21 protein-coding genes and 1 pseudogene are annotated in these 24,318 nt (G+C 37.7%); 20 read left to right on the top strand and 2 right to left on the bottom strand.

Annotation, left to right across the window (positions count from 1 at the left end; translation table 11 throughout):
• Positions 1-4: 4 nt before the first annotated feature.
• The 16 genes and pseudogenes from CAL6303_RS01885 (at position 5) to CAL6303_RS01815 (ending at position 16,247) form a co-directional block, all read left to right on the top strand.
• Positions 5-718: a hypothetical protein gene (locus CAL6303_RS01885; RefSeq protein WP_015196121.1), complete on the top strand. Its 714-nt coding sequence runs from the start codon at positions 5-7 to the stop codon at positions 716-718.
• A 16-nt stretch (positions 719-734) separates the two neighbouring features.
• Entirely contained in the window at positions 735-1,757 is a 1,023-nt protein-coding gene (locus tag CAL6303_RS01880; RefSeq protein WP_015196120.1) for a hypothetical protein, read from the top strand.
• 131 nt (positions 1,758-1,888) lie between these two features.
• Positions 1,889-2,677 (top strand): hypothetical protein, encoded by a 789-nt coding sequence (locus CAL6303_RS01875; RefSeq protein WP_015196119.1) that lies wholly within the window; start codon positions 1,889-1,891, stop codon positions 2,675-2,677.
• A complete protein-coding gene (locus CAL6303_RS01870) occupies positions 2,677-4,323 on the top strand; it encodes a TrbI/VirB10 family protein (RefSeq protein WP_015196118.1) in 1,647 nt (548 codons plus the stop codon). The genes CAL6303_RS01875 and CAL6303_RS01870 overlap by 1 nt, the downstream gene beginning before the upstream one ends.
• Positions 4,324-4,334: 11 nt before the next feature.
• Complete coding sequence (locus CAL6303_RS01865) at positions 4,335-5,093, top strand: hypothetical protein (protein ID WP_015196117.1); 759 nt, start codon at positions 4,335-4,337, stop codon at positions 5,091-5,093.
• A gap of 17 nt (positions 5,094-5,110) precedes the next feature.
• A complete protein-coding gene (locus CAL6303_RS01860; protein ID WP_015196116.1) occupies positions 5,111-6,955 on the top strand; it encodes a hypothetical protein in 1,845 nt (614 codons plus the stop codon).
• A 19-nt stretch (positions 6,956-6,974) separates the two neighbouring features.
• Positions 6,975-7,535, top strand: coding sequence for a hypothetical protein (locus CAL6303_RS01855; protein WP_015196115.1), 561 nt, complete (start codon positions 6,975-6,977; stop codon positions 7,533-7,535).
• A gap of 3 nt (positions 7,536-7,538) precedes the next feature.
• Entirely contained in the window at positions 7,539-8,276 is a 738-nt protein-coding gene (locus tag CAL6303_RS01850; RefSeq protein ID WP_321572288.1) for a hypothetical protein, read from the top strand.
• Positions 8,277-8,357: 81 nt separating this feature from the next.
• Positions 8,358-9,975: pseudogene (locus CAL6303_RS01845) on the top strand (IS1182 family transposase).
• Positions 9,963-11,126 carry a type IV secretory system conjugative DNA transfer family protein gene (locus CAL6303_RS01840; protein ID WP_339374024.1) on the top strand — a complete coding sequence of 388 codons (1,164 nt, stop codon included), beginning with the start codon at positions 9,963-9,965 and terminating at the stop codon, positions 11,124-11,126. The pseudogene CAL6303_RS01845 and the gene CAL6303_RS01840 overlap by 13 nt, the downstream one beginning before the upstream one ends.
• A 10-nt stretch (positions 11,127-11,136) precedes the next feature.
• The gene (locus tag CAL6303_RS01835; RefSeq protein WP_015196114.1) at positions 11,137-11,466 is read left to right on the top strand and encodes a hypothetical protein; all 330 of its coding nucleotides are present in this window, start codon (positions 11,137-11,139) and stop codon (positions 11,464-11,466) included.
• Positions 11,466-12,839, top strand: a complete 1,374-nt coding sequence (locus tag CAL6303_RS01830) for a hypothetical protein (RefSeq protein ID WP_015196113.1) — start codon at positions 11,466-11,468, stop codon at positions 12,837-12,839. The genes CAL6303_RS01835 and CAL6303_RS01830 overlap by 1 nt, the downstream gene beginning before the upstream one ends.
• 157 nt (positions 12,840-12,996) lie before the next feature.
• A complete protein-coding gene (locus tag CAL6303_RS30980; protein ID WP_015196004.1) occupies positions 12,997-14,166 on the top strand; it encodes a transposase in 1,170 nt (389 codons plus the stop codon).
• Positions 14,167-14,506: 340 nt separating this feature from the next.
• The gene (locus CAL6303_RS30975; RefSeq protein ID WP_238993758.1) at positions 14,507-14,683 is read left to right on the top strand and encodes a hypothetical protein; all 177 of its coding nucleotides are present in this window, start codon (positions 14,507-14,509) and stop codon (positions 14,681-14,683) included.
• A gap of 125 nt (positions 14,684-14,808) precedes the next feature.
• Positions 14,809-15,918, top strand: coding sequence for an ATP-binding protein (locus CAL6303_RS01820; RefSeq protein ID WP_238993757.1), 1,110 nt, complete (start codon positions 14,809-14,811; stop codon positions 15,916-15,918).
• Positions 15,919-16,025: 107 nt separating this feature from the next.
• Complete coding sequence (locus tag CAL6303_RS01815) at positions 16,026-16,247, top strand: tautomerase family protein (protein WP_015196111.1); 222 nt, start codon at positions 16,026-16,028, stop codon at positions 16,245-16,247.
• 61 nt (positions 16,248-16,308) lie between these two features.
• On the opposite strand, the gene CAL6303_RS01810 is transcribed toward CAL6303_RS01815, so the two are convergent.
• Together CAL6303_RS01810 and mobV are read right to left on the bottom strand one after the other, a co-directional pair.
• Positions 16,309-17,127 (bottom strand): hypothetical protein, encoded by an 819-nt coding sequence (locus tag CAL6303_RS01810; RefSeq protein ID WP_015196110.1) that lies wholly within the window; start codon positions 17,125-17,127, stop codon positions 16,309-16,311.
• An 820-nt stretch (positions 17,128-17,947) separates the two neighbouring features.
• Positions 17,948-19,543 carry a MobV family relaxase gene (mobV, locus tag CAL6303_RS01805; protein WP_015196109.1) on the bottom strand — a complete coding sequence of 532 codons (1,596 nt, stop codon included), beginning with the start codon at positions 19,541-19,543 and terminating at the stop codon, positions 17,948-17,950.
• Positions 19,544-20,627: 1,084 nt separating this feature from the next.
• Here mobV and CAL6303_RS01800 point away from each other — a divergent pair.
• The 4 genes from CAL6303_RS01800 to CAL6303_RS01785 all read left to right on the top strand — a co-directional run bounded on the left by CAL6303_RS01800 (position 20,628) and on the right by CAL6303_RS01785 (position 24,137).
• Positions 20,628-21,767, top strand: coding sequence for a ParM/StbA family protein (locus CAL6303_RS01800; RefSeq protein ID WP_015196108.1), 1,140 nt, complete (start codon positions 20,628-20,630; stop codon positions 21,765-21,767).
• Positions 21,768-21,978: 211 nt separating this feature from the next.
• Positions 21,979-22,383: a hypothetical protein gene (locus CAL6303_RS01795; protein ID WP_015196107.1), complete on the top strand. Its 405-nt coding sequence runs from the start codon at positions 21,979-21,981 to the stop codon at positions 22,381-22,383.
• A gap of 33 nt (positions 22,384-22,416) precedes the next feature.
• Positions 22,417-23,421: an AAA family ATPase gene (locus tag CAL6303_RS01790; RefSeq protein ID WP_015196106.1), complete on the top strand. Its 1,005-nt coding sequence runs from the start codon at positions 22,417-22,419 to the stop codon at positions 23,419-23,421.
• The gene (locus CAL6303_RS01785) at positions 23,418-24,137 is read left to right on the top strand and encodes a DUF6753 family protein (protein WP_015196105.1); all 720 of its coding nucleotides are present in this window, start codon (positions 23,418-23,420) and stop codon (positions 24,135-24,137) included. The genes CAL6303_RS01790 and CAL6303_RS01785 overlap by 4 nt, the downstream gene beginning before the upstream one ends.
• The last annotated feature ends 181 nt before the right edge of the window (positions 24,138-24,318 follow it).

Below are 24,318 nucleotides of genomic sequence, written 5' to 3'. Positions count from 1 at the left end.
AGATATGAAGAAACCAAACAAATTAGTAGTTGCTATAGTTGGTATGGGTGTAATCTCGACAGTAAGTATTTCCAGCGCATCGGCATTAGAGATATCAAATCCCATTACAAAAGTATTTGACCAGTGGCAAGAGCAATTAGGCTCGATAAACAAATATATTTCCTCAACAATCTCTCGTAAATTAGGAGATTTGTCTGATTCATTGCAGGGAGATTTACAAGCAGCAGTGAATAAGTCAGTTGGTGCATTGGGTTTACCTGATGCAACAGAAGTAAGGGGAAAAATTGAGGAGATTGTAGCTTCAAATAATAGTGCAATTAATAGTGTTGATAAAGCAACAAATGAAGTTGACCGTCAAATTACCCGTGCTTATTCTGATAGCACTTTGAGTAAACAGGGTCAACAAATTACGAAACAGCAAGTTGAAAAAACCCAAACTTCTATCGAACAAGTTGAAAATTCAGGAGAAGCTGCACAAGAAGAAGTAGTTACCCAAAATGTGATGAAACGTATTGCCCAACAAAATACTCAAATAGCAGGGGTTCTAGGAGCAATGCGAATGGACGGATTAAAATCAAAACAATCTCAAGATTTAGCTAACTTGAATTTAACTAACATTTCTCGTTCTTTAGATGGACAAAATCAAACTAAGCAAAAAGAGGTGGTTGGACAAGGATTTAATAATTTACGCACAGCATCTCAAGCTCGTTTATTCTAATTAAATATTTAACCGTATGTTCTACTATTTTTTGAAATACGGATTAATTTTTTCTCAAACAAATACACCAAATCCCGGAGAAGCTGCTTCTACTATTACAGAAGATGGTATTGCTGCTAGTGAAGCTGTGGCTAAGTCAATCGATAAGTTATGGGATGACGTATTACAAGGAGGATTATATAGTGCGATCGCAAATCTTGGCATCTTCTTTGCAGTTGGGACTCTCCTAATTTTTATCGTCCAATGGACAAAAGAAATGATTGACGGGGACAGTTCTAAGGGGTTCACAGAACTAATCTGGACAATCGTTGTAATAGCCCTACTTGCTAATAATGGTCAGCCATTAGCGATTGCGACAAAAGGATTGAGAACAGTGATTAACCAAACAAATCAGACCCTTTTAGCTTCCACATCTGCCTCCATCCAACTCCAAGAAGCTTATCAGCAAATAATGCTCAAAACAGGTAAAGGAGATGCAATTCAATCACTCGTTAATCAGTGTAATGCGATCGCAGACCCCACACAACAAGCCGAATGCCTACAGAATGCTGCCGCACAAGCAAAGGACATTGAAGCTGATTTAGACCAAGATAATCGTCCTGAATGGGTGAAAAGCATCAGCGATTTTTTCAACACCAACATTTTTCAGTTAGCGGTGAGAGGTTGGTTGTTTGCACTTGCGATCGCATTCCAGTGGATAATCGAAGTCTGCATGTTATTAACCGCTTTGCTTGGTCCTTTGGCTGTCGGAGGTTCCCTACTTCCCGTTGGTTCAAAAGCGATTTTTGCATGGTTAACAGGTTTCTTTTCAGTGGGAATGATAAAGCTTTGTTTCAATATTATTTCTGGCTTGGTAGCTACGATGGTTTTAAATGCTGATAACAACGACCCGATGATTTTTGCATTTGCAATCGGTGTTCTAGCTCCAATTTTATCTGTACTTCTAGCCGCAGGTGGAGGGATGGCAGTTTTTAGGAGTTTTTCCAGTATTGCGAGTTTTGGTCTTTCTAATTTTGTGACGAGAATGGTTAATAAATGAGGCTGTTAGCGGTTAGCTAATAAGTCATTTGGTTAGATAGGAATCATAATTTTATACAGATAATAGAGTATTATTTTTTTGCTAATTGCTAAGGGCTAATAACTAATAGCATTTATATAAACTCAAACAGCATGAATGATCTCAATTCAGAATCTACTCAAAATAAAAGACTCAGATTTTTAAATCGTGCATCTAAAAGATTCTCAACTGGCGATACTTTAGCATTATTTACAGTTGGGACTTTCGGATTACATTTGATTACCTTCTTTCTCCTGATATTAATCTACGGTTCCTACTCACAATTGAATAAAAAGCCACCACCCTCTTTGGTGCAATTGGAAACAGGAAAATCAATAAAAGTGGCACCATTAGGAAATAGCGATCGCACTCCCCAAGTAGTAGCACATTTTGTCTCCGACACCATGACTTTAATGATGAATTGGTCGGGAAATTTACCACCTACCAACGTTGAAGAAAGTGCAAAACCAAAACCTGATAAGGGAATCAGTATTGGAGAGCGGGGATTGAGAGGAAATAAAGTGACATCGGAAGCTTGGCAAGCATCCTACGCATTATCAGAAGATTTCCGTAAAGAGTTTTTAAAAATGCTGGCTGACATGACACCACCAGGAGTTTTTAAAGGTACAACTCAAGTTGTTTTAGTCCCACTTTCAATTCAGTCACCAATAAAAATTGAAGAGGGGAAATGGAAAGTAAAAATGATTGCTAATCTAACTATATTTGACCAGGGTAATAATTTAGGGGAAGTAATACCCTTTAATAAAGAGATATTTGTTCGAGCAGTAGAAGCTCCTGAATCTCCAGCAAATGTGAGTGGATTAGCCGCAGTAATTTATCAAGTTCGTGCTAGCGGATTAGAGATTTATGCAATTCGAGATTTACCACAGGAGAATTTATAATGCCAGAACAGGAAACGGAAAATCATGAATTGAATGGTAATTGGGATGAAGCAAGTTTTGCAAAATTACTTGGTTTAAATGATGAGAATCAATTATCAAACCAAACAAAACCTGTTGCTTCAGAAGAATCACCGGAAGTAGAAATAAATAGTCAAAATTTAGCTTCTAACCCAGTTGCTACTCATGAATTATTTGATGATCCCCAAGTAGGTAAAACCCAGCCGACTTTTTACGGTAATCCTTTCGCCAAATTTGGTGTAGTGGGTTTAGTAATGCTTGTTGTTTTCGGTGCTGCTGCAACGGTTTTAAATAGCATTATGTCGGGTAAACCCAAGATTGCACCTACGATTGCTAACCAGGAAGTAGATAAGCCGAAGCTAGAAATTGCTGATAACTCTCAAGTAACAGAAACAGGAAAGCTTAAAGCTGAATTAGCACTCTCTACCCAAGCTGACAAAATCAAATCAGTGGAGCGTTCCAAAAGTCCTAAAACCCAGATTGTCAGACGCAATAGTCAAACAATAAATCAACGCAGCAAAACTGTATCTTCTCAGATTATTCCAAGAGAAGTACCAAGAAGTCAAGTTGCTTACATACCACGTTCAATCCCTCAAAGAGTTAGCTACAACCCTCGTAATATTCCTTATACATCGAGAAATCAACCAGTTAAAAATCAAGTAAATCCAGCATCTGTGTCTAAATCTTTAACCAAACAGGAAAAAGATATTAACCCAATGGAGCAATGGAGGGAAATTAGCAGTTTGGGAAGTTATGGAAATGTTGAAATTGCATCTAATTCTGAATCTCTGCCAAATAATACGACTAATACCACACTTAATGAACAACAAGCACCAAGTATTACCAGTGCTACTTTAATTTCAGTAACATCAAATTCAAATCAAATAGTTCCCACAACTAATGATTTGGAAATTGAACCACTTCATGAAGAAGAAGCTTTAATTATTGGTAATCCAGAAACACAACAATTAACAGTAGGTTCATCTAGTTCTGGAAAATTAGTGACACCTTTAATTTGGACTAAAAATCAGCCTAATAGTGCTGCTGTTAACTCTGCCAAGCAACCACAACAAGATAAATTTATCATTCAACTTTCTAAACCTTTAACTACCAAAGAAGGTTTGGTTATTTTGCCAAAAGCAACACAAATAATAGTTCAAGTCAAAGATATTCAGAAATCAGGATTTGTTGAACTGGAAGCGACAGGAGCGGTAATTGATGGGAATGAATATATATTACCCGAAGGAGCGATCGCAATTCGGGGTAAATCTGGTCAACCTTTGATAGCTTCTTCCTGGGGTGATAAAGGTGGGGAAATAGCTTCGCGGGATGCGGAAACCTTTGCGGTTGGTTCGTTAGCAAAAGTTGGTAAGGTTATCAATCAACCTAAAGAAGAACAAACCTCAACGAATAGCGGTTTCGGTGGTACAACTTCTTTCTCTTCAATTAGAAGAAATCGTTCCAATATTTTGGGAGCAGTTTTGGAAGGAGGTTTTGAACCCTTAACCCAACAGATATTGCAGCGCAATCAACAAGCATTACAGGAGATTCAACGGAGAGAGGATGTTTGGTTCGTCAAAGCGGGTACTGAGGTTCAGGTATTTGTCAATAAAACTTTCCAGTTTTAGGTGAGGTAGTAATGGGCATTAGGCAGTGGAAAAGTATAGCTATTATTTCTTTTATTTATTTACCACTTGCTAATTTATCAACAGTAAATGCTACTGAAATTAGACAAGGTGTAAAGCAAATTTCTCAGGATATTGCGACTGGAAATAGTTCGACGAAGATACCACAAATTGAATTATCACCTGGATATGGGGTAAATATTTCTTTTATTAAAACTGGCGAAATTGCCGAAAAAGTATGGTTGGATAATCCAGCGTTTGTATCTCTCGACGTTGATGGTTGTCTAACTGGATTATCACAGCAGTGCGAACAGTCGGGAGCAACAGTCATACATTTACGACAGATTAATAAATTAAAACTGCCGCAGTTACCGAGTACAAATACAAGCTTGCTCACAGTTGTTACAAAAGGGAAATTGAAAAGGCAAGTTTATTTATTCCAAGTTGTGGCGGGGAAAAATAAGTCGAGCTATCACACTTTAGAAATTTTACCAACTTTCAATCTGATTCCCGAATCAACTATTTATTCAAACTTTAATAATCAATTACAACAAATAAATCGCGGATTGAATATTGCTCGACAACAAGGTTTAATTTCCGATGATTCCCGATTATGGAAACGGATCGAACAGTTTTTAATCAATGTGCGTTCTGGAGAATCAGTTAATATCGCGGCTCGTGATAGTGGAATATCTATACAACTAATTAGTCGATTAGCTGAATTAGGTAGTGATGCCAATACACATCAAAAAATTATCAATCATTCTAAATAATTTGTGGCGAGAAAATCATGAAACGCAACAAGAAAATATTCATAAATTTTACAGGATTGAGTCTGTCATTATTAGTAACGGGTGGGATTATTGTTTTTCCACAACAACACAGTATGTCGAATCCTCCAACGACACAACAACAAATACCCACGGTTACTTGGCAAAATACCCGTTTACCAGATTGGAATCAAATCACTTTCTCGAATATGCCAGCAATTAGCGAACCTGGTTCATTTCAATCATCTCAAAATGTCGTGGATCAACTTGGATACAACCCCTCCCGCAGTTGGAATACTGGACAAAAACCAGATTCATTTACAATGTTGGGTGATTTTCAAGATTCCTTCAAGTTACAACAGTTCTCACTGATGGATATTTCGCAAATTGTGAATCTGGATTTAGAGAAAATTAGCTTGGATTATTTTGGCGTGATGAAATTGCAAACTTTGGATAGTTTGGTCAAAGCGATACCTGAATTACAAGATTTTCCTATTTCTCAAGTCAAACCAATTTTTGATTTATTATCTCAAAATTTATCGACATCTTTCGATACAAATCAAACTATTGGCTATTTACTCAAGCAATCACCCCATTTAGGTAAATTAAGTTTCGACTCTTTGGATTTAAAATCCTATAATTTCAGTTCAATTCCTAATTTAAAGAATACTGCGATCGCAAGTTTTGATAAATGGCAGGGAGTTTACATTTCGCAAATTCCTGGACTCAATGAAGTCCCCTTCTCTCAATTTCCCAATCCCCTCAATCCAGTGGGTACTTCCGTGGGAATAGTTGATGTTGCTTTTGCAACCGATGAACAAAAGCGAGAACGAACTATCTCCGGAAGTAACAAAGAAGGTTTTGCTGTACCCTGTGACAAAGATTGCGCTCATACCGAACTATCTGGTTCCCCTGCGGTAAATGGAAAAGCTTGGATTAGTGGTAAATATCAATTAGTTAAAGGTGGTAAGGGGATTCTCGGTTCGGTTAATGGTGGGAAAGAACCAACGGGAAGAAATCTGTTTGGTGATGCTTTTAAAGTCGCGGTATGGGATGTATCGGAAGTGGATGGTATGATTTCTCAATCGTTATTCTTCCGAGTTTGTATGCGGAATAATTTCGTCGATTTGGGATGTACCCCCTATTTTATCGGTCCCGTTCCGTTTATGACTTATAGAGAAAAAGAACCGATATTTTTGGGTAGAATCGACAGCGAACGCAACTCGATTTCTAATCCCACAGGACTAAAAAGTAGTGGTTTTCGATTTAATCATTCTCCGATTACTAGCAATATAAATAAGGATGCTATCGCTAATTTAATCCCAGCATCAAAAGAGAATTGCAAAAATATGCATGTATCTGGTGCAAATATTGATGTTCTGAGTTTGGCTTTATCAAGCACGCAAAATAATTATAATTTTGTTGGTAATTATGGGTGTAATTCCTCTGGAAATTGTGGACGTGCAATTGGTGCAATGCAGTTTATCTCATCTCGTCCAGATATACGAGAAATTATTACCCGTAAAGCTGGTGGGAAAGATTTTATATCGAAGCTAGATTCTGAAGAGAAGATTACAGGTGAGGAAATGACACAGTATTTTTCACCTTCCGAACAACAGACTTTAATTGAATCGGAAACAAATAGCTTACTATCGACAGCATCACAGCAAATTGATCCAAATACAGGTAAATCTTTCACAGGAGATAGGTTAATTGAGCGTGTGGCTCAAATGCAGTTTGCTGGTGTAAATATTCCGATTGATGAATCAATTATTCATGTTAGTGATGGTGTTACCAGCAAAGAATACGGTAAAAGAATAAAAACTAAATACTCACGTAATTTGCAATTCATGAATTGTTTATAATTTTATTTGTGTATTTACCATGCTGAGAAACATTGGTAAAATTTTAAGTATTAAATTTGAAAAATATCGTTTAATATTCTTTATTTCATTAGTTGTCTTTGCGGCTTCATTTTTGATTACCTACATATCTCTAAATAGCAAGCCAACTGGTTGGCAGTATGCGGAGATTTTAGCACCAAAGCCTTTATTAAAAACAGTATTATCTCAAAAATCAATTCGCAATCTTGATACTTCATCAATTAAAGTTTTGAAAATCCCATCTGGCTCTGCTGGAAATTTATATATTTTCGATTATCGCTCTTCCCAACTTTGCGGTACTAATGGATGCTTATACTCGGTTTATAACGAATCGGGAAACATACTTCTAGAATTTATTGCTAATCCTTACCTACCACCGAAGGAAAATTTAGTTCAAGCAACTGATATCGATAATTCGAGATTTCCTTGTTTAATAATTACCCAACCAATATCAAAAGCAAATATTGTTTCTCGAACTCGATATTGTCACCACAAAGGTAAATATATACGTTTGAATCAAGCTTTAACAGAAGTCGGTAAATATTTGGAAGGAGAGAATTAATTTATGTCGAATTATGCTCAAAATCAGCCAGCTAACTCTAGTTTACAAATCGAGAGACTACCCAACTTAATCAAATCACAATCTGGTTTGATGCTGTTAGCTTGTTTGAGTGCGATACTGCTTCGCAGTCACTTCGTGAACGCATTCTCTAAACTACTATCGGAAAGCAATAACAAAGGTAAAGTAGCAACTAGTTATTGGGGAGGTAGTAAAGAAAAATCAAAAGCTACAAATAAAGCGAAAAAGCAGATATTAAAACCAACTCGTAATTCTGCCGCTTTGTATATTGGAACTCCTCGTAATATGCAAATTAATCTCCAAAAACAATGGTATCGATCGGGTTTTATCAAAACCCAACCAAATAATTTCCCTTTCTTCTCTTCTGCAAACCCTAGTCTATATGTTCCCGATGCACAAAGAGGAATTGCCGTCATTGGTGCTGCGGGTTCTGGTAAAACCTTCTCAGTAATTGACCCTTTAATTCGTAGCACATTTGACCAGGGATTCCCCATGCTACTCTACGATTTCAAATTTCCAGCACAAACCAAACGTGCTGTTGCTTATGCGATGAAACGGGGATATACGGTAAAAATCTTTGCACCAGGGTTTCCAGAAAGCGAAACTTGTAACCCTCTGGATTTGCTTCGAGATGAAGAGGATGCGATTTCCTCTGGACAAATCACTCAAGTTATCTCTCGCAACTTCGATAGAGGTGGAAATGCTAGAGCACCAGTCCAGTAGAAGTAGTTGACAAGATACATAGTTTTTGCAGAGGCTAATTTATAGGAGAATAAGGAGAATAAGGTATGAGGAGTGCAAACTATGCGTCCATTAATATGGGAACCTCCAATCTCCCTGTCAAGCAAAGAAGAAAAAGTTGCGAAACGTATACGCAAAGCAAAGTTATTTGTATTTTTGCGGCAAATACGACACGAATTATTTGACCCAGACTTCCAAACGGAGTTAGCAAGGGTATTCAAGGACAGTAGTGTTGGTTTATCTCCAATACCACCAGCACAACTTGCACTTGCAGTAATTTTACAAGCATATACAGGGGTTTCAGATGACGAGGCAATAGAAGCGATTGAAATGGATAGGCGATGGCAGCTAGTTTTAGATTGTCTCGATTGTGAACAAGCTCCATTTGGCAAAGGGACACTAGTTAGATTTCGTGCGCTTTTGATGTCAAAGTCTCTTGACCAGAGGATTGTGGCGAAAACAGTTGAAATGGCACATTTTCATGAAGGTTACAATCCGAAGTCGTTAAAAGTAGCCTTAGATTCAAGCCCGTTATGGGGAGCGGCACGTGTGGAAGACACGTATAATTTGTTAGGTCATGCACTAAGGAAAGCATTATTCGTAATAGCTCAGAATTATGAACAGGACGATTCTGGTGTTACAGGCGTTACAGCGACTATCGGTGCAGAAATCATCACGGGAACGAGCCTGAAAGCTGCCTTAGATTTAGATTGGGATGACCCGGAAGCTCGTAATGTTGCACTATCTACAATATTGCAAACATTAGACTCAGTTGAGTCTTGGGTCAAACAAAAACTGATTTGGATGAAAAACAAGCACTCAAGTCAACAAGAGCATTGAAGATGCGAGGCAAATTGAATCACAAGATGTTGAGGAGAAATCTGATGGCTCCCCAAAGCTCCGTAAAGGTGTTGCTAAAGATAGACGCATTTCAATTGAGGATGAGGATATGCGTCATGGTCGTAAAAGTCGCAGCCAAAAAATTGATGGTTACAAACGTCATATTTTCAAAGACTTAGAATTGCAAATGGTAAGAGCTGTTGGTGTTACCAGAGCAAACGAACCAGAAGCATCTGTAACTATGGCAATTGAGTTCGACTTAAATGCCCAGAACGTAACAACTCTTGACATCAAAGAGCTACATATTGACCGTGCATATTTAGCTAGTCATTGGGTTAAACAACGCACACCTGATATGACTATTATTTGCAAGGCATGGAAAGTCCGCAACGGTAATTTTTTTGATAAAAATGCCTTTGTTCTGGATTGGGAAAATCATTTCATTCGCTGTCCCAATGGAGTTAGTTTACCCTTTAATGAGGGGACTGTTGTCCACTTCCCCAAACACGAATGTCAAACCTGTCCTTTACGCTCTCAATGTACAGAGAGTAAGCAAGGTCGCAGTATCTCTATTCACCCTGACGAGTCTCTACTTGTAGAGCTACGGGAACGTCAAACTACACAGAGTGGACGTGAGAAACTCCGCGAGCGCGTTAGTGTTGAGCATAGTTTAGCTCATATTGGTCAGTGGCAAGGAGATAAAGCTCGCTACATTGGCTTACGCAAAAACCTTTTTGACCTTCGACGTATGGCTGTTGTTCATAATCTCCACGTTCTTGCTCGTATGTTTGAAACTAATAATAAAGAAATTTCTAATTTTAATAATTCATACTCTGCCTGATTTGTCAATATCTTCTACTGGACTGGTGCTCTAGTAGTGATAAATTTTTTGAGGAAGCTGGAGATTCTTTAGTTGAGGGGATTTTACTTGTCACTAAAGCAATTAAAACCTTAACTGGTGAGGCTAAATACTGTGACTTAATGATGGCACAGGCAATTCTATCTTTGCCTAATTTAGCGGCAAGGCTGGAATTAGCATCCAAGGAAAAGTTGAAAGTTTGGACATCACGACCATTATCTCAGCTAATCAGCGTCAAGGATTCGGAAAAGACTGCTGCATCAATTATTGGAACTGCACAGCGGATGTTTCAAAGATTCCTCAAACGGGATTTTGTTGGTGCATTTTGCGGTAGGACAACGCTACCACTGGATTTGGATGGAAAGCAGCTAATTATTTTTGGGTTGGATAGAAACAACAGAGATATTGTCAGTCCCCTACTCGCGGCAATTCTCCACATGATTGTGACACGCAACATCACCCGCACTGTACCACGTAAAGATCCTCTAATAGTTGCATTGGATGAGTTACCGACGTTCTATTTACCAGCGCTCGTCAACTGGCTGAATGAGGGACGTGAGGATGGTTTTGTGGGGATTTTGGGGTATCAAAATATTGCCCAGTTGGAGAAAGTATATGGGAAGGAATTAGCAAGGGCAATTCTGGGTGGTACTGCAACCAAGTTTATCTTTAATCCCCAAGATCCCGAATCTGCAAAGCTTTTTAGTGATTATTTGGGAGAGATGGAAATTAAGTTTAATTCTAAATCTCGCAGTACGGGGAAAGGTGGTGGTTCCCGCAGTAGTAACGAACACCACCAAAAACGGCACCTACTGGAACCCGCACAATTTGCCAAGATGGGTACGGGGAGAGCAGTAGTTATTAACCCAGCTTACACCCGTGGGAATGAGGCTTATGTTCCTTTGTTGCAAGCGATGAAAGTACCAAAATCTGATATTGAAGAGATGAATTGGTCAGAAAATAAGTGGGATTTTGTTAGAGAAAAATTGATTGAATGCAATGGAATTCAAATTAGCGATGAAGAACGTTCCCAACAGTTTTTAGAACGGAGAGAATTAGCTGAAAAATTATTTCCAATGCCAGAAGAGTCAAGGAATATACCTTCTGTTGAAGAATTAAAAAATATTTTCTAGGTTTCATATTATGGAAAAATTAAAAGTTGATTTTAGTCAAGATATATTTTCATTACTGTCCAATTATCCTGAATGGCTGGAGATGGTTAACCAAGCCATTGATAAACCGCCTTTAAATATTGGCTATATTCCAAGAGTAGTAGAAGTTTTTGACCAAAACGGATTATTGGCTGGAAGGTTAAATAGCTGTTTTTCTTATGAAATGACACGTAATACTGCCCAAAAAAGTGAGTTTATTGCTTGGTTACTTGATGGAGAATTAGTTGTTTTCTACATTGCTTCGGAAGTCATAGTTAATCGTCTACAAATTTTAGCTAATGCTTTTGGAGAGTTATTGTAATGCCAGACATATTTGTAGTAGATGCTGGTGATGCCAATTCGATACAGCAGCGTTACGAGCAAGTGATTGAAATGTTGCTACAAGCATTACTGGATGCAAAGCAAAATAATACAAAGCAAGGATTAAAAATATTTGATGATGATAAATTGGTGTATGGACGCGATAATAACCAGTTTAGTGATGAAATATCCGGTTTATCCGGTGAATTACTAAACCCTCAGCTTATTATCCAATTACAACAATTACGCTCTACACCAGTTGGGGAAGTTGTTGAGGGAGCGATTAATAAGCGAGTCGAATTGGATGGAAAAGTAGTTTTACAGTCGGACAAAGATGGGAGGGTAATTGTCAATGAATTATTACAAAAAGAAATAGTTCAAGATATTGGTAGAGAAAATATAGAGGGATTTAAAAGTACAGAAACTAATCATAACTCTGAAGAAATTATTTATCCAGAATTCTCATCTATAGAAAATAATCAAATTGATAATACTAAAACTCAAGTTGCAGGTTCGATACGAGTAGCTGAATCATTAAATACCTTAGAAGATAGTCCCTTAAAAACCTTATTAAATGCAGAATTAGAACAACTACGCTCTGAAATTAAAGCATTACAGCAAGAACATAACTTGTATGAAGAATTAATTCATCAGAGATTACAGCAACCACAAAATACATCATGGTGGCAAGATTTAAAAAATAAAACTTCTATTGTTATAAACAGCTTTACTTCTGCTGTCAAAATCGGTATCAGCGAATATCAAAATAACTCAACTCAACATCAATTCGCAGCATCGATTAAGAACTTATTTCGCCTCCAAACACAACCAGGGGAAAATCAATACCAAACCGATAAATACCAAATTTCTCGTAGTGGTTCGCTGTATGAAATTAAGGATTCGGCAACGAACAAGCAAATAATGCAGTTTCAAACGACTCCTTTGGGGTTAAGAGTTGAGAGAAGTAATTTAGAAAAGCATCATATCAAGGATTTTACAACATTACAAACATCGCTACAACAAAACCACACAGTTCCCAATTCTTTTGCTCCAGTAGGAAGACAAGAAGCTGAATATTTTACTCGTGTTGAGAGGGTTAGTAATGCATTAATACAGTATGCAGTAGCACAACAAAAAGAAGTCACTATCGATGGTGCTTTTTCCTATAAATGGCAAGCAAACCCTAATGGAGATGTGCAAATTAAAGCCAAAGATGGACGAGGTAATTTACTGGAAAAAACAGGAGGGAGTGTCAAAAGTAATATGAGCGAACGCGATTTAGTTTATTTCGAGCAAATCCTGCCTAAATTACAAACAAGCTCTAAAAAAGAAGCCGTGAATTCTCTTAAATTAACTAATCATCAAGAAAGGTAATTCAATCTATGAATAGTTTATCCGATTTGAACTTGCTAGTGGACTCTGGCTGACTGCCTGACAGAACTCTGAAAAGCCTAGCAAAATCAAGGATTTTAGTAAAAAAGGTCGAGAGACATGAGATGGTAAAGTTACCAGACTTCTACCAAAAAATACCATGTCAAACTCAACCCAACTTTATAGTCAGGTATTAGGATACTTACGTCAATACAGTACCTACCGTGATTTGCGTCATTTAAAAACTCTTGCTTGGATGATTAATGGGCTGATATGTAGTGGTCAGTTAAGTTTGAGCGCATGGGAACCATATGTAGACAGTTATGCCAAACAAGCTCAAAGCTACGAGCGCAGGTGGCATAGATTCCTTGAAAATATAAGGATTAACGTTGAAAAAATATACTTGCCATTGGCATTGTTGGCACTCAAAGACTGGGAAAAACATCGATTGTATTTGGCATTAGATACAACTATGCTTTGGAATCGTTTCTGCATGATTCACATCTCAGTGGTGTGTTGTGGGCGAGCAATCCCTTTATTGTGGAGAGTATTGGAACATAACAGTGCAACGGTTGCATTTAAGGAATACGAGGTGATGCTACGTAAAGCTAGGTGGTTACTACGCCGTGATTCCGATATTATGATACTTGCAGATAGGGGCTTTGCAAATCATGATTTCTTGAGTTGGTTGCAAAAAAGCAATTGGCATTACTGTATACGTATCCCAAGTGATACATGCTTGCATGGAGTTAGACGTTACCCAACACATGTAAAATCAATTTATCCAAATCGAGGACAAGCAGCTTTTTATCGTAACGTTGGACTGTGGCAAGATTGCCTAATTCGCTGTAATTTGGTAGTCGCCTATCCAGAAGTGGTATCCGAGCATTGGGCAGTTGTTACAGACGAAGAGCCAGCTTTAAAAACATTGCATGAGTATGCTTTGAGGTTCTGCGTAGAGGAACTATTTCTGGACAGTAAATCAGGTGCATTTGAACTCGAAGATTCTCGCATTCGTGATGCCGAATCTTTGGAGAGATTGTATTTGATTGCCGCCTTAGCTTTACTTTACAGTACAACCCACGGCATGGCTGTACAAATTGCTGGTTTACGTACTTGTGTTGACCCCCACTGGAATCGTGGTTTAAGTTATCTCAAGATTGGTTTGCGCTGGCTCAAAGGTGTTATTCACAAGGGACGACAATTACTCACCCCAATTCCTTTGTTATCACAAGATCCTCAACCAAGTTTTGCCTCCAATAAAGCTCGTCAAGATGACAATCTCGGAATATGCTTTTCTCGAATTTACTCCTTTAATTCCTGGGTTTGACTGCTTTTCAAACAAATCTGTCAGGCAGTCAGGGACTCTGGTGTTCCAATTATCTGTATAAACACTCAAATCCAAGAACGAATGAATTTGTTGAGAAAAATCTATGTTGAATGCGCTGCTCGCGGAAGAGGCAGAGGGGAAGGGAGCAGGGAGCGGGGAGAACAAACCCTTCCCCTTTGCGCGGAGCGAAACGGAGCTTGTACTCTGTCCAAGTCTTCCCCCTTGCCCCCTGCTCTCTGCTCCCCTACCTCTTGTGGCAAGGATATTCCCCTATATTTATGGACTGCGGGATGGGGATGCTTGAAGCTAATTCGATTTAGGTCGAATCATAAAATAGATTATGTTAACATCTCGGCTTCGCTCGATGTTAAAACTGAGCGAAGCCGAAGTTTTAACCTACATACTCAATATCAAACCCTATTTACTAGCTTGGATTACTTACTTGATTCCCAGGAGCCTGGAGTTTTTTTATTTGAGAATTTACTGTCTGCAAATAGCGCAGATGTTTGCAAGATAAGTTCTCATCTTGTCAATATCTATTTTGAATTAGAAAATAATCATACTGGCAAGTATCTCATTATTCTTTCAAATGATACTACTCAGCTACCTGATAGTTTAAATCGCTTAGTTCCATCTATATCTATGCCACTACCCAGTCATGGTGAGATTTCTGATATTATTGATGATATTTTGATTCTATTCCCAGATTTTGATAATTCCGATAATTCGATATTAGTTAATACGAGTAGTGGTTTGACCCAACAAGAAATCTGTTTAGGGTTAAAGCTAGCGTTAAATTCCTGCGATCGCCCTACAATTGATGTTCTCGCTAAACATTTACTTGAATATAAAATCAGCCGTTTTCGTGCCTTCAACTTAAACTTTGTTGGTTTACCGAATGCTCCGGATTTTGGTGGTTTAGATTTGCTGAAACAGTATATCGAAAATGTCAAACAAGACTTTTTACCCCAAGCGCGAGATGCTAATATTCCTCTCCCTAAAGGTTGTTTGCTCGTCGGACCACCGGGAACGGGTAAAACTTTGGCTGCGAATGCGATCGCACAAATTCTCACTTTTCCCTTGGTGACTGTTGATACCGCAGCAGTTATCACAGGTGGTGCTATTTATCTCAAACAGTTGTTGGAACGAGTGGAAGCTTGCGCTCCTGTGGTGCTTTATTTTGACGAGTTCGATAAACTTTTTGCTGCTTCCAACGAGTCAGGGGAGGATATTGGCTCCCGGCAAATTTTAGGAACGCTATTAACTTGGTTGCAGGATAAAACCAGTATGGTGTTCGTCGTTGCAACCTTGAATCGACTTGATGCGTTACCCCCAGAACTCACGAGGGTAGGGAGATTCGACGAGATATTTTATGTAGGATTTCCCCAAGCTATCGAACGCAAGCAAATTTTGATGCTGCATTTAGCTCGATTTGATGAGCGTTACAAACATGATGATGTCCTAACAGAGAAGGAATGGCGGATTATTCTGAATAAAACTGTTAATTGCACTGGTGCTGAGTTAGCAAGAATGGTGGAGAAAGCAGCGCGTGTTTTGTTTCACCAGGGGAGGGAGATGGAAATAGGGTTGCAAGAATTGTTGGAACAACGGGAAATGATGGTTCCTCTGTATGTAAGGGATACTGATAGGATTTTGGCGATAGAGAATCGAGCTAAGTATATCTGTCAACCAGCATCAAGTCCTGATACTTCAGAATTTGCGCCTGTTATTACTTCTTTTTGGGGGAATTGAAACCCTATAAAAGATGATAAATCCCCATTGCAGTGTAACTGGCTATTGGAGGAGATACTTACTTGTAGTGATACGATCAAAATTAACGAGTAAATTAATTTGAAAATATGCCATACGTAAATATCCAAATTACCAAAGGTGCAACGAGAGAACAGAAAGCTCTATTAGTCAAAGAAGTAACTGATTCGCTTGTAAATATACTTGGAAAAAAGCCAGAGCATACCCATATAGTCATTCAAGAAATTGCAGATGAAAATTGGGGTTTTTCGGGTTTGCTTACCGATGAATGGAAGAAACAGCAAACATCTGAGTTAGAAACTGAAACTTAAGCATCAGCTTTATGGCTTCAAATTACCTTTAAAGATAGCTATCGCTTCCGTCAGAATAACATTAACTCTCAGTAATAGCCCTATCAATCATCATACCAATACCCTCCTCAGCACAAGCTTTGAGAAGCGCGATCGCATACCTATTTTTCTGATTTGCAAAATATTCCCATAAGGACAACCAATCTTGAAGTGAAAGTGAATACACACTCTCAAACCCCTTTTCCATCCTCACTCGACATTCCACAATATCCTTCGATATCTTCAAAGCAGATAAAGTTTTTGCCTTTTTTGGAGAATAATGCATCAACCAATTAGTATTATGTTGAATACACTTCAAACCCTCTCTATATTCAATATAATATTCCCCAGACTGCAAAATTAAAACTTGGAGATTAATATTAGCTGATAAATTAACTCGGAGCCTATTCGCTATTTCTACCCGATAGTCACCAGTAAAAAAGCAAGGATTAGGCATAGTTCCTCTACCAGGTTCTTTCTTACATAACGCTTTGATTAAGGAATGCCACTCACCACGAGAAATACCCAAAGGATGTTTATCTAAATCATCGTCGTTTAAAAGTTTAGATAAGTAAATTGCTGCCACTGATAAAGGATAAACTCGAACACCCGTACCATTATCAACTTGTACATCTATCCTTTCTAAATTCTGCGACTCAATAAACTCCCGTACAATCTTTTTTGGCTGACCAACCAATAGTGCCATTTGGCGGTCGCTCATAAATTTAGCACCGTTTGGTAATTGATAAGCTTTCCAGGATTTACCGCGAAAGCGCCAATAGGAAATTGATACTCTTGGTAATTGTGAATCTTTATTTTTGTTCGGTTGTGGGTTGGTTTTGATGTTATTTTGTTGATTCATAAACCACCAACTGCCTATTTTTACAAACAACTGAAACTGCTTCAATCTGATGAGATTGAATGAAAATTTAGATTGATTCAAATCATTGTTTATAGGTATTTTTAGCTAGATAAAATCCAGACTAATATGTCTGGCAAGACTATATTTTCAGAAATTTAACTTATTGTTTAAATCAGAATAAAATATCAAACAAATTAGTCGCAAGCCCAGACCATAATCCAGCTTACATCAACGTGATTATATGCACTTTGGAGGAGGTTATATTTTTACTTTTAAACCTGTGCAAAAACTATAGATACAATAGATAACACCCTGAAAATTCTCTGTCAAAACTAAGTTATTCTCATAAGCTAAGAGTGAATGCAAGTTGAGAATAACTTAACTTTATATGCACTTTAAATTGTGCTGAAGTGGGTTCATACTAGCTTAAAAATTTGGAAATATCAAAAACATTACAAGCTAAATCAAATACTTTCTAGGAAGTAAAATAATTGCGTTTCAAAACTAGATATTTTATTTACATGATTTGTCAATAATCTTGGATATATATACGCAAGATTCAGAAGCGAAAGAAGTATTTTACCTACCTCAATACATCAAATAACCTGCTAATAACTGCTTAAGACGCATCCATTTTGTGAATAAGTCTCAAGTGATAGATAAATGTTGGAATTAAGATTATCCTTGCTATCACTGACTTTTTCGTACTTAATATTGTTTTTTCACTACCCTAAAAACAAATGTGGAGTCATGTATCTAACTTGCCACACTGAATTTCAGTTAACAGGGGAATTGTCACTTTGATGCAGCAAGTATGATGTTAGTAATATTGCTGTTGCTCCTTGTGCTTCAATTGACTTACGGCATGGGGTAAAAGTTTTTGTAGCGATATCGTTCTTAAATCTGACATGGCAACAACTATGCTTGGTATGGTTTTGAGAAGTTCTAACGGTAATGGTGCAAGTTGGCTATCGAGAGTCAGGTAAAGCGTTCTGTGCTTATTAGGTACATTTTTGGCGACCGCACATAATGCATCGATGGGAGAGGATATTAGTATTGCTGTTTGGAGCGATGCGGTATTTCCACCACCTACACTCAAATGAAACCAACCACTTGAACGCTTACTATTGGGATGTAAACTAAATCCGTTTTTAGTCTGTGAAAGGGAATATAAATAAGCTCCCGTTGTCTCACCAGCAAGATTTCGAGCCAGAAATACCGCATTACTGGAATTATCCGCATATATTAAACCTCGCTGATGTAGGGTTTGTAGGAGTTTTGGCGGAATCGAATATTTTTGGTTTAGGTGATGTTCGACTTGCTGCCAGTGGGAACTAGAGTTTAGTGGTGGAGCAAATATTACTGGTGAGTGTTGTTTGGCAATATTAGAAGCTTGTGTAATTGTGTGGTTATTAACTGCTTGTAGCATTGCTGCTTCTCCAAAGCGATCGCGTAACCAAACCACCGCATTGTCAAAATCACACTGGTTAGTTCCCATCACTAAATCGATTGCATTGCCATGAAATTGCTTGTCCTGATTTAACCCCAATTCGTAAGCTACCAGTGATAATGCTAAATCTTGCTGACTGCTAGTTGCTTGGAGTATTTTTAATTCCTTTTCTAACTGTTGTCTAAGCAGTTCGCTCCTGGATGCAGTTTCCTTTAAATCAGCTTTCTGTTGGAGAATGCGATCGCGCTCTGAAATTTGGTAATTAATAATCTCCAATTGTGGACTCAAAACCTCAATGACTCGCTGTCTGTAAACTTCGCTAGTTTCCCGTGCTTGGGGTTGAGGAAGACAACGTTCCAAATCAAGAATTCGGGAATCTTGATTCACCGCAGCATAATACTTCCTGATTTTCTTATGATTGGCAACACTTCCCTTAATACCTCGTAGAAGTCCCAGATGTGCAACAGCAGCAGCAAAACTATCTTGCAATTCGTGCATTTTGGCTCTCGTACCAAACAGCGCTTTGCAGTTGAGCTTCCCATACTCATCCAACGGTACGAGGTATGCGTGGATGTGGGGTGTGATTTCATCGAGGTGTAACTCTGCTTGGACAATTCTATTTCCCCAGGACTTATCTAACCAATCAACCACTGCATAGACAAAATCATCCAAACGCTGCTGATCGTAAACTCCACCCTGGTATGGTGCATAGGGACGAAAATACTCGGCACTCGCACTGAGCAGCATCTCCACTGCTAACACTGCATCAGAGCGAATTTTTTGGGAGCCGATTTTATCTCTCACCAAAGTTGCTAAATCAAGGTTGTTACTATTTCCAACAACTTTTATATTCTTGATCTCTGAGTTGGCATTAGGTATATCTATCAACCGAGAAGTATGTACTTCACTACGAGCCAAAACTCCCCAAGATTTGATTTTTTGGATTCGACAAATTGCAAAAGTCATGATTTGAAGATTTTCTATTTTAATGTGAGAAACTATTGAGCATTTCTTTTTTACATTCTTATCATATTCAAAATAAATTGATGTCTAAAAATGTCCAAACTTTATATTTAATGGTTACGTATATTGATCAATATTCTGTATTTTTTTAGTCATGCGCTTGTGTATAAAAACTGAATAGATTTTAATAATTCCGTTATTTTTGGTTACATCTTCAAGTCTTGAATCTATATAAAACTAGTAATTATACAGAAGGTGCTGGTTAGCATCAAACTGATGAAATTTATATATACAAAGCAATGTACTAATTAGAGATATTTTGCTTTTTCAGAAGTAAATTATTCATCTGTTAATCATTTGATACACACATTTTCTGAATAAGTAAATAATCTAACTTTAGTTACATTGAAACTATTAATATTAATTTGCTAAAAACTAGTTAATAGTTTCTGTCACGGAAAATGGTGATTCAAGTGAATTGTTTATGTATGAGATTTGTTAATCAAATGTTTGCAGATAAACAACTATTATTCGGGAATAAAGAACTAAGCCTGATTTGACTTTTTATATCATCTACCAAATTATTTTTCAGGCATCATCGAAAAAAAAAGGTGTAGTGTGTTTCTCCAACGAACTCATAAAAAGCTGGAATTTTTCACACCACATTTTTGACGCAGCGCTGAATATTTTCTTCAATAGCGACCTAATTATTCCCGTTTAATACCATGTTTTATCCCTCAAACTCTCTCCCCATAAGAGCTAACCAATTTAATCAGTGGAAAGGAATTACAAGGAATTTTCGGCTATTTTTTATCAAAAATTTCATAAGTTTCGTTAATAATCTACCTTGCTTTTCCTTGGTTTACGAAGAAAGGCAGAGGGAAGAAGGCAGGAGGCAGAAGGGATACTGTAACCGATGTCTTCTCTAAGGGAAGAAAGGTTTAAATACATCACTTTCACATCAGCTTTCCACAGGGTACGAACGTTCAGTGATTTCAAGTCAGGACTTGTATAAGTGACTTATTCCTTCTGCCCTCTGCCCTCTGCCTCCTGCCTTCCTTCGCTGCACATTTATCGATGAAATAACATGAGTAAAACTACTCAACAGAAAAATCGTTCTTCTCCACAGCTAATTTTGGCTCTGGATTTTGGTGGAAGTTCAACCAAAGGTATTTATTGCACGTTGAAACAGAATATTCCAGCATCCTTGGTAATGGAACCGGAGGTGGTAAAGATTTCCCTAGACTCGGTAACTTCTGAGACTCTGGGTACAACCGAACCAGAGAATGCTGCATGGGTAAATTACATGGGTGAAACCTTTGCTGTGGGGTATTTAGCGAAAAGTAAGTATTATGCCAATCAGGGATTGAAAGAGTTAAAGTATGAACGTGCAGTAGCCAAAACATTGGCTTCAATTTGGGCAACCTCACAAAAACTTCAGCTAGGAACAAAATTTCGACTTGCACTGGTGTGTTTGCTACCACCAGGGGAATTTGAGAATAAGGAGAGTTTTTATAAGCAGCTTAAAACCATACTTGCAGACTTCACCACACCCGCAGGAAGAATGCGTGTGGAATTGACTCAATTCAAGTGTTTACCCGAAGGTGCAGGAATCTATCTTGCTTACCAAAAGCAACTGGGACAAGCTATCAAAACAAGAGCGATCGCACTAGTGATGGTGGGGTATAGAAATGCATCAGTGTTAATCAGCGATAAGGGGATGGTTGCAGCAGATGGAAAAACTTGTGATTTAGGAATGATTCGATTGTTGGAGAAGGTAGTTGCGAGAACTTCAGGACAAACTGCTTCACAACTTGCTCCTGCTGTGGTTGCTGCGGGAAGTGAGATATCTTCAACTCCTTTTCTACGGTTACTCAGAAGTACCAATAACATCAATAGACAGCATGAGTTACTTCAAATTCAGAAAGCAGTAAAGCTTGCCAGGAATGAATATGCTGCTGTACTAACGAGTTGGTTAGATCAAGTAATTTCTCGAAATGTGATTTCAGAAATCCTATTCTGCGGTGGAACTGCGGATTATATGAGGAGAGAACTAAATTCTCATTATCCGGGAACACCTTGTTTATGGGGGGTTGGTGCAGATATACCAAAAGAGATTGATACTGTTGGTTTTGGAAGTCGTTTGGCTGATGTTTATAGCGTGTTTTTGTACTTTTATGAGAAGGCAGAAGGAAGGGGGCAGAGGGCAGGAGGGAAGAAATTATAAGAGAGGAAAAATTAATAATAAAAAGTAAGAAAGTAGTAAAAAGCAAAGTTTTATTGTTCATATTTATTCTAAATAGTTTAAATATAATGATCAAAAAGATTAGCTTTTAAAATGACAAATAATTCAGTTATTTTCCTTATTATTTTTTCTTTCTCCTTCCTTCTCCTTCCTTCTCCCTCTGCCTTCTGCCTCCTGCCCTCTGCCTTTTCTTATGTTAAAACAAATTGATTTTCGTTGGCGTTATCAGCCATGTAAACGAATGGATATTAAATTGATGAGCTATATCCAATCTAATCTGATTAAAAGTAAAACAGAAGTAATGCTTGTAGCAGTGCGATCGTTTTGGTTAACTCACGCTGTAGCTGCTAATTCAGACAATAAAAAAGATGTGCAATCTATAGCGATAAGTTGCATAAAAGCTTTAGAAAAGCAGGCACAGGAAATTGGAGAATTAGCAGGATTAGAAGAGCAAGCTTGGATATTTTTACCAAAATATACTGTCAACCCTAGCAGTAATCAATCATTAAATAAAATATCCGATACATTAGGAGAGTCGCGTTGTAAATACTCGGATATCCATAATTATGATGATACTGGTTTAAGTAATTTTATCTAGTTTCTAAGCCAAGTTTAAATAATCAGCACAATTATGAATTCTCAACCATTGAAAAGAAAAAGAGGTAGACCAAGAAAAGTTACATCTGACTTGATAACTCAACAAAAATCCAAGCAGAATGATAGTAATAACTTAGGAGAATTAAGCATAGAGATGACTAATTTAGCAACTAATGTAGAAATAGAAGATTGGGAACAAGAAGTTGATGACAATGAAGTTAATGGTTTTAATCGAGAGCTTAAAGAGATTAAAACCAATATTGTAGAACCAAATGCAAATAATGAACCAGAACAAGAAAGATCAGGTAATAGTTTTATCTCTGTTGACAAAAACAATCTTTTTCAAAATCCTACAATTATTCACATTATTGATGGAGAAAAAGGAGGGTGTGGTAAATCTTTCGTTTGTAAAACATTCATTGAATACTGTAAATCCATCGCTTATGACATGGTAATTATCGACGCAGATACAAGTAATCAAGATATAGCCAAAATTTACCCCCATGTAGAAGTCGCTTTCTTCAGTGATGATGAGAAACAAGCAAAAGAAGCAGATAAAATATTTGATTTAGCTTTTGAAAAGTCTGTACTTGTCAATCTACCTGCTCAAGCTTATGACAATGTTACTAACTGGGTACAACGAAATGACTTAGCCAATTTAGGTAAAGAAAACTCAATATTTTTTATTAAATGGTTTGTTTGTACTGGAGGAGTAGATTCGGTTAACTTCTTCCTCAAATCATTATCAGATTTAGGAGATGACATGATCCATGTATTTGTTAGAAATCAGGGATTATGTGATGACTGGAGTTACATTGAAGCAATGCCAGAGTTTGAAGAAGCTATTGATAAATATAGTTTTGTTGTGATGGATTTTCCCAAGTTTCCATTTTGGGAACGTAATGCAATCGAGCGTTTGGGAATTAATTTTTCTGATGCGATTATACATCCAGAATTAAAGGTGGTATCGAAGCAACGGGTGAAGAATTTTCTCAGACTTGCATATACTTCTTTGGCAGAGACGGGGTTAATTCGATGACAACAACTGATGTAGTAAAAACACCCCCAACTCCCGATGATTTACTTGCGGAAGCATTGAAGGGGAAGAGTGAAGATTTTAAACGTCGAGTCATAGATTTTGCTTCCAGAAGTGGTTTATCTCAGGATGATCCGTTGTTTCTAGTATTGGTTGCAACTGGGCAGTTAGAAGCGATGCTAACAGATGCACCAGAAACATTCAAACTGCTATTCAAGGCTTGGAATCAAGATTTAGCTCATAATTTGGAGCAAGTTGAACTGGTTGCAGTTGAACGTCAAAAGGTAGCTATTAATCGTGCTGCAAATGCTCTAATTCATGAATCTTTATTGCGTGAAGGTAGAAACATTATCTACTCTGTATTTCCTGCCACGATTGTATTTTTTCTGATTTTTGCTGTTGGTTTCATTGCAGGTATTTCTATCCCATCGTGGATTTCGGGGGTGTTGGGAGGAGGATATACAAAAGTGCAATCAACTAATTTGACTTGGAAGGAATTAGAAGCAATGAAATGGGCAATATCTAATGAAGGTAAATTTGCTAAGAATTTAATTAATTGGAATCGAGGTTATTTGGACAATGGAGAATGTCTCAAGGATACTCAAAAGTTAGGTGTGATTTTATCTCAATATAACCGTAAAGCTAGCTCAGGATTTTGCACTGTTTGGGTAACTCCAACAGATAAACGTAGGTTTGAAGAAATAGGGAGTGGGCAGTAGGCAGTAGAAAATCACGGAAATAAGTTTATATTTCAATGTGATTCTACTTTTATGAACTTCATAATAAATCAAATAAAACAGAGTTCGTAATCTTTTCACTATTTATTTTCTACTGCTAACTGCCCCTTTCTCCTTGCCTTTTATCCTTCTTCACTACTGCCTACTGCCCACTGCCTACTGC

It is taken from the genome of Calothrix sp. PCC 6303, assembly GCF_000317435.1.
Lineage (GTDB): Bacteria > Cyanobacteriota > Cyanobacteriia > Cyanobacteriales > Nostocaceae > PCC-6303.
The sequence above is the reverse complement of the archived record's forward strand: the minus strand, read 5'-3'. Positions and strand labels throughout refer to the sequence as shown.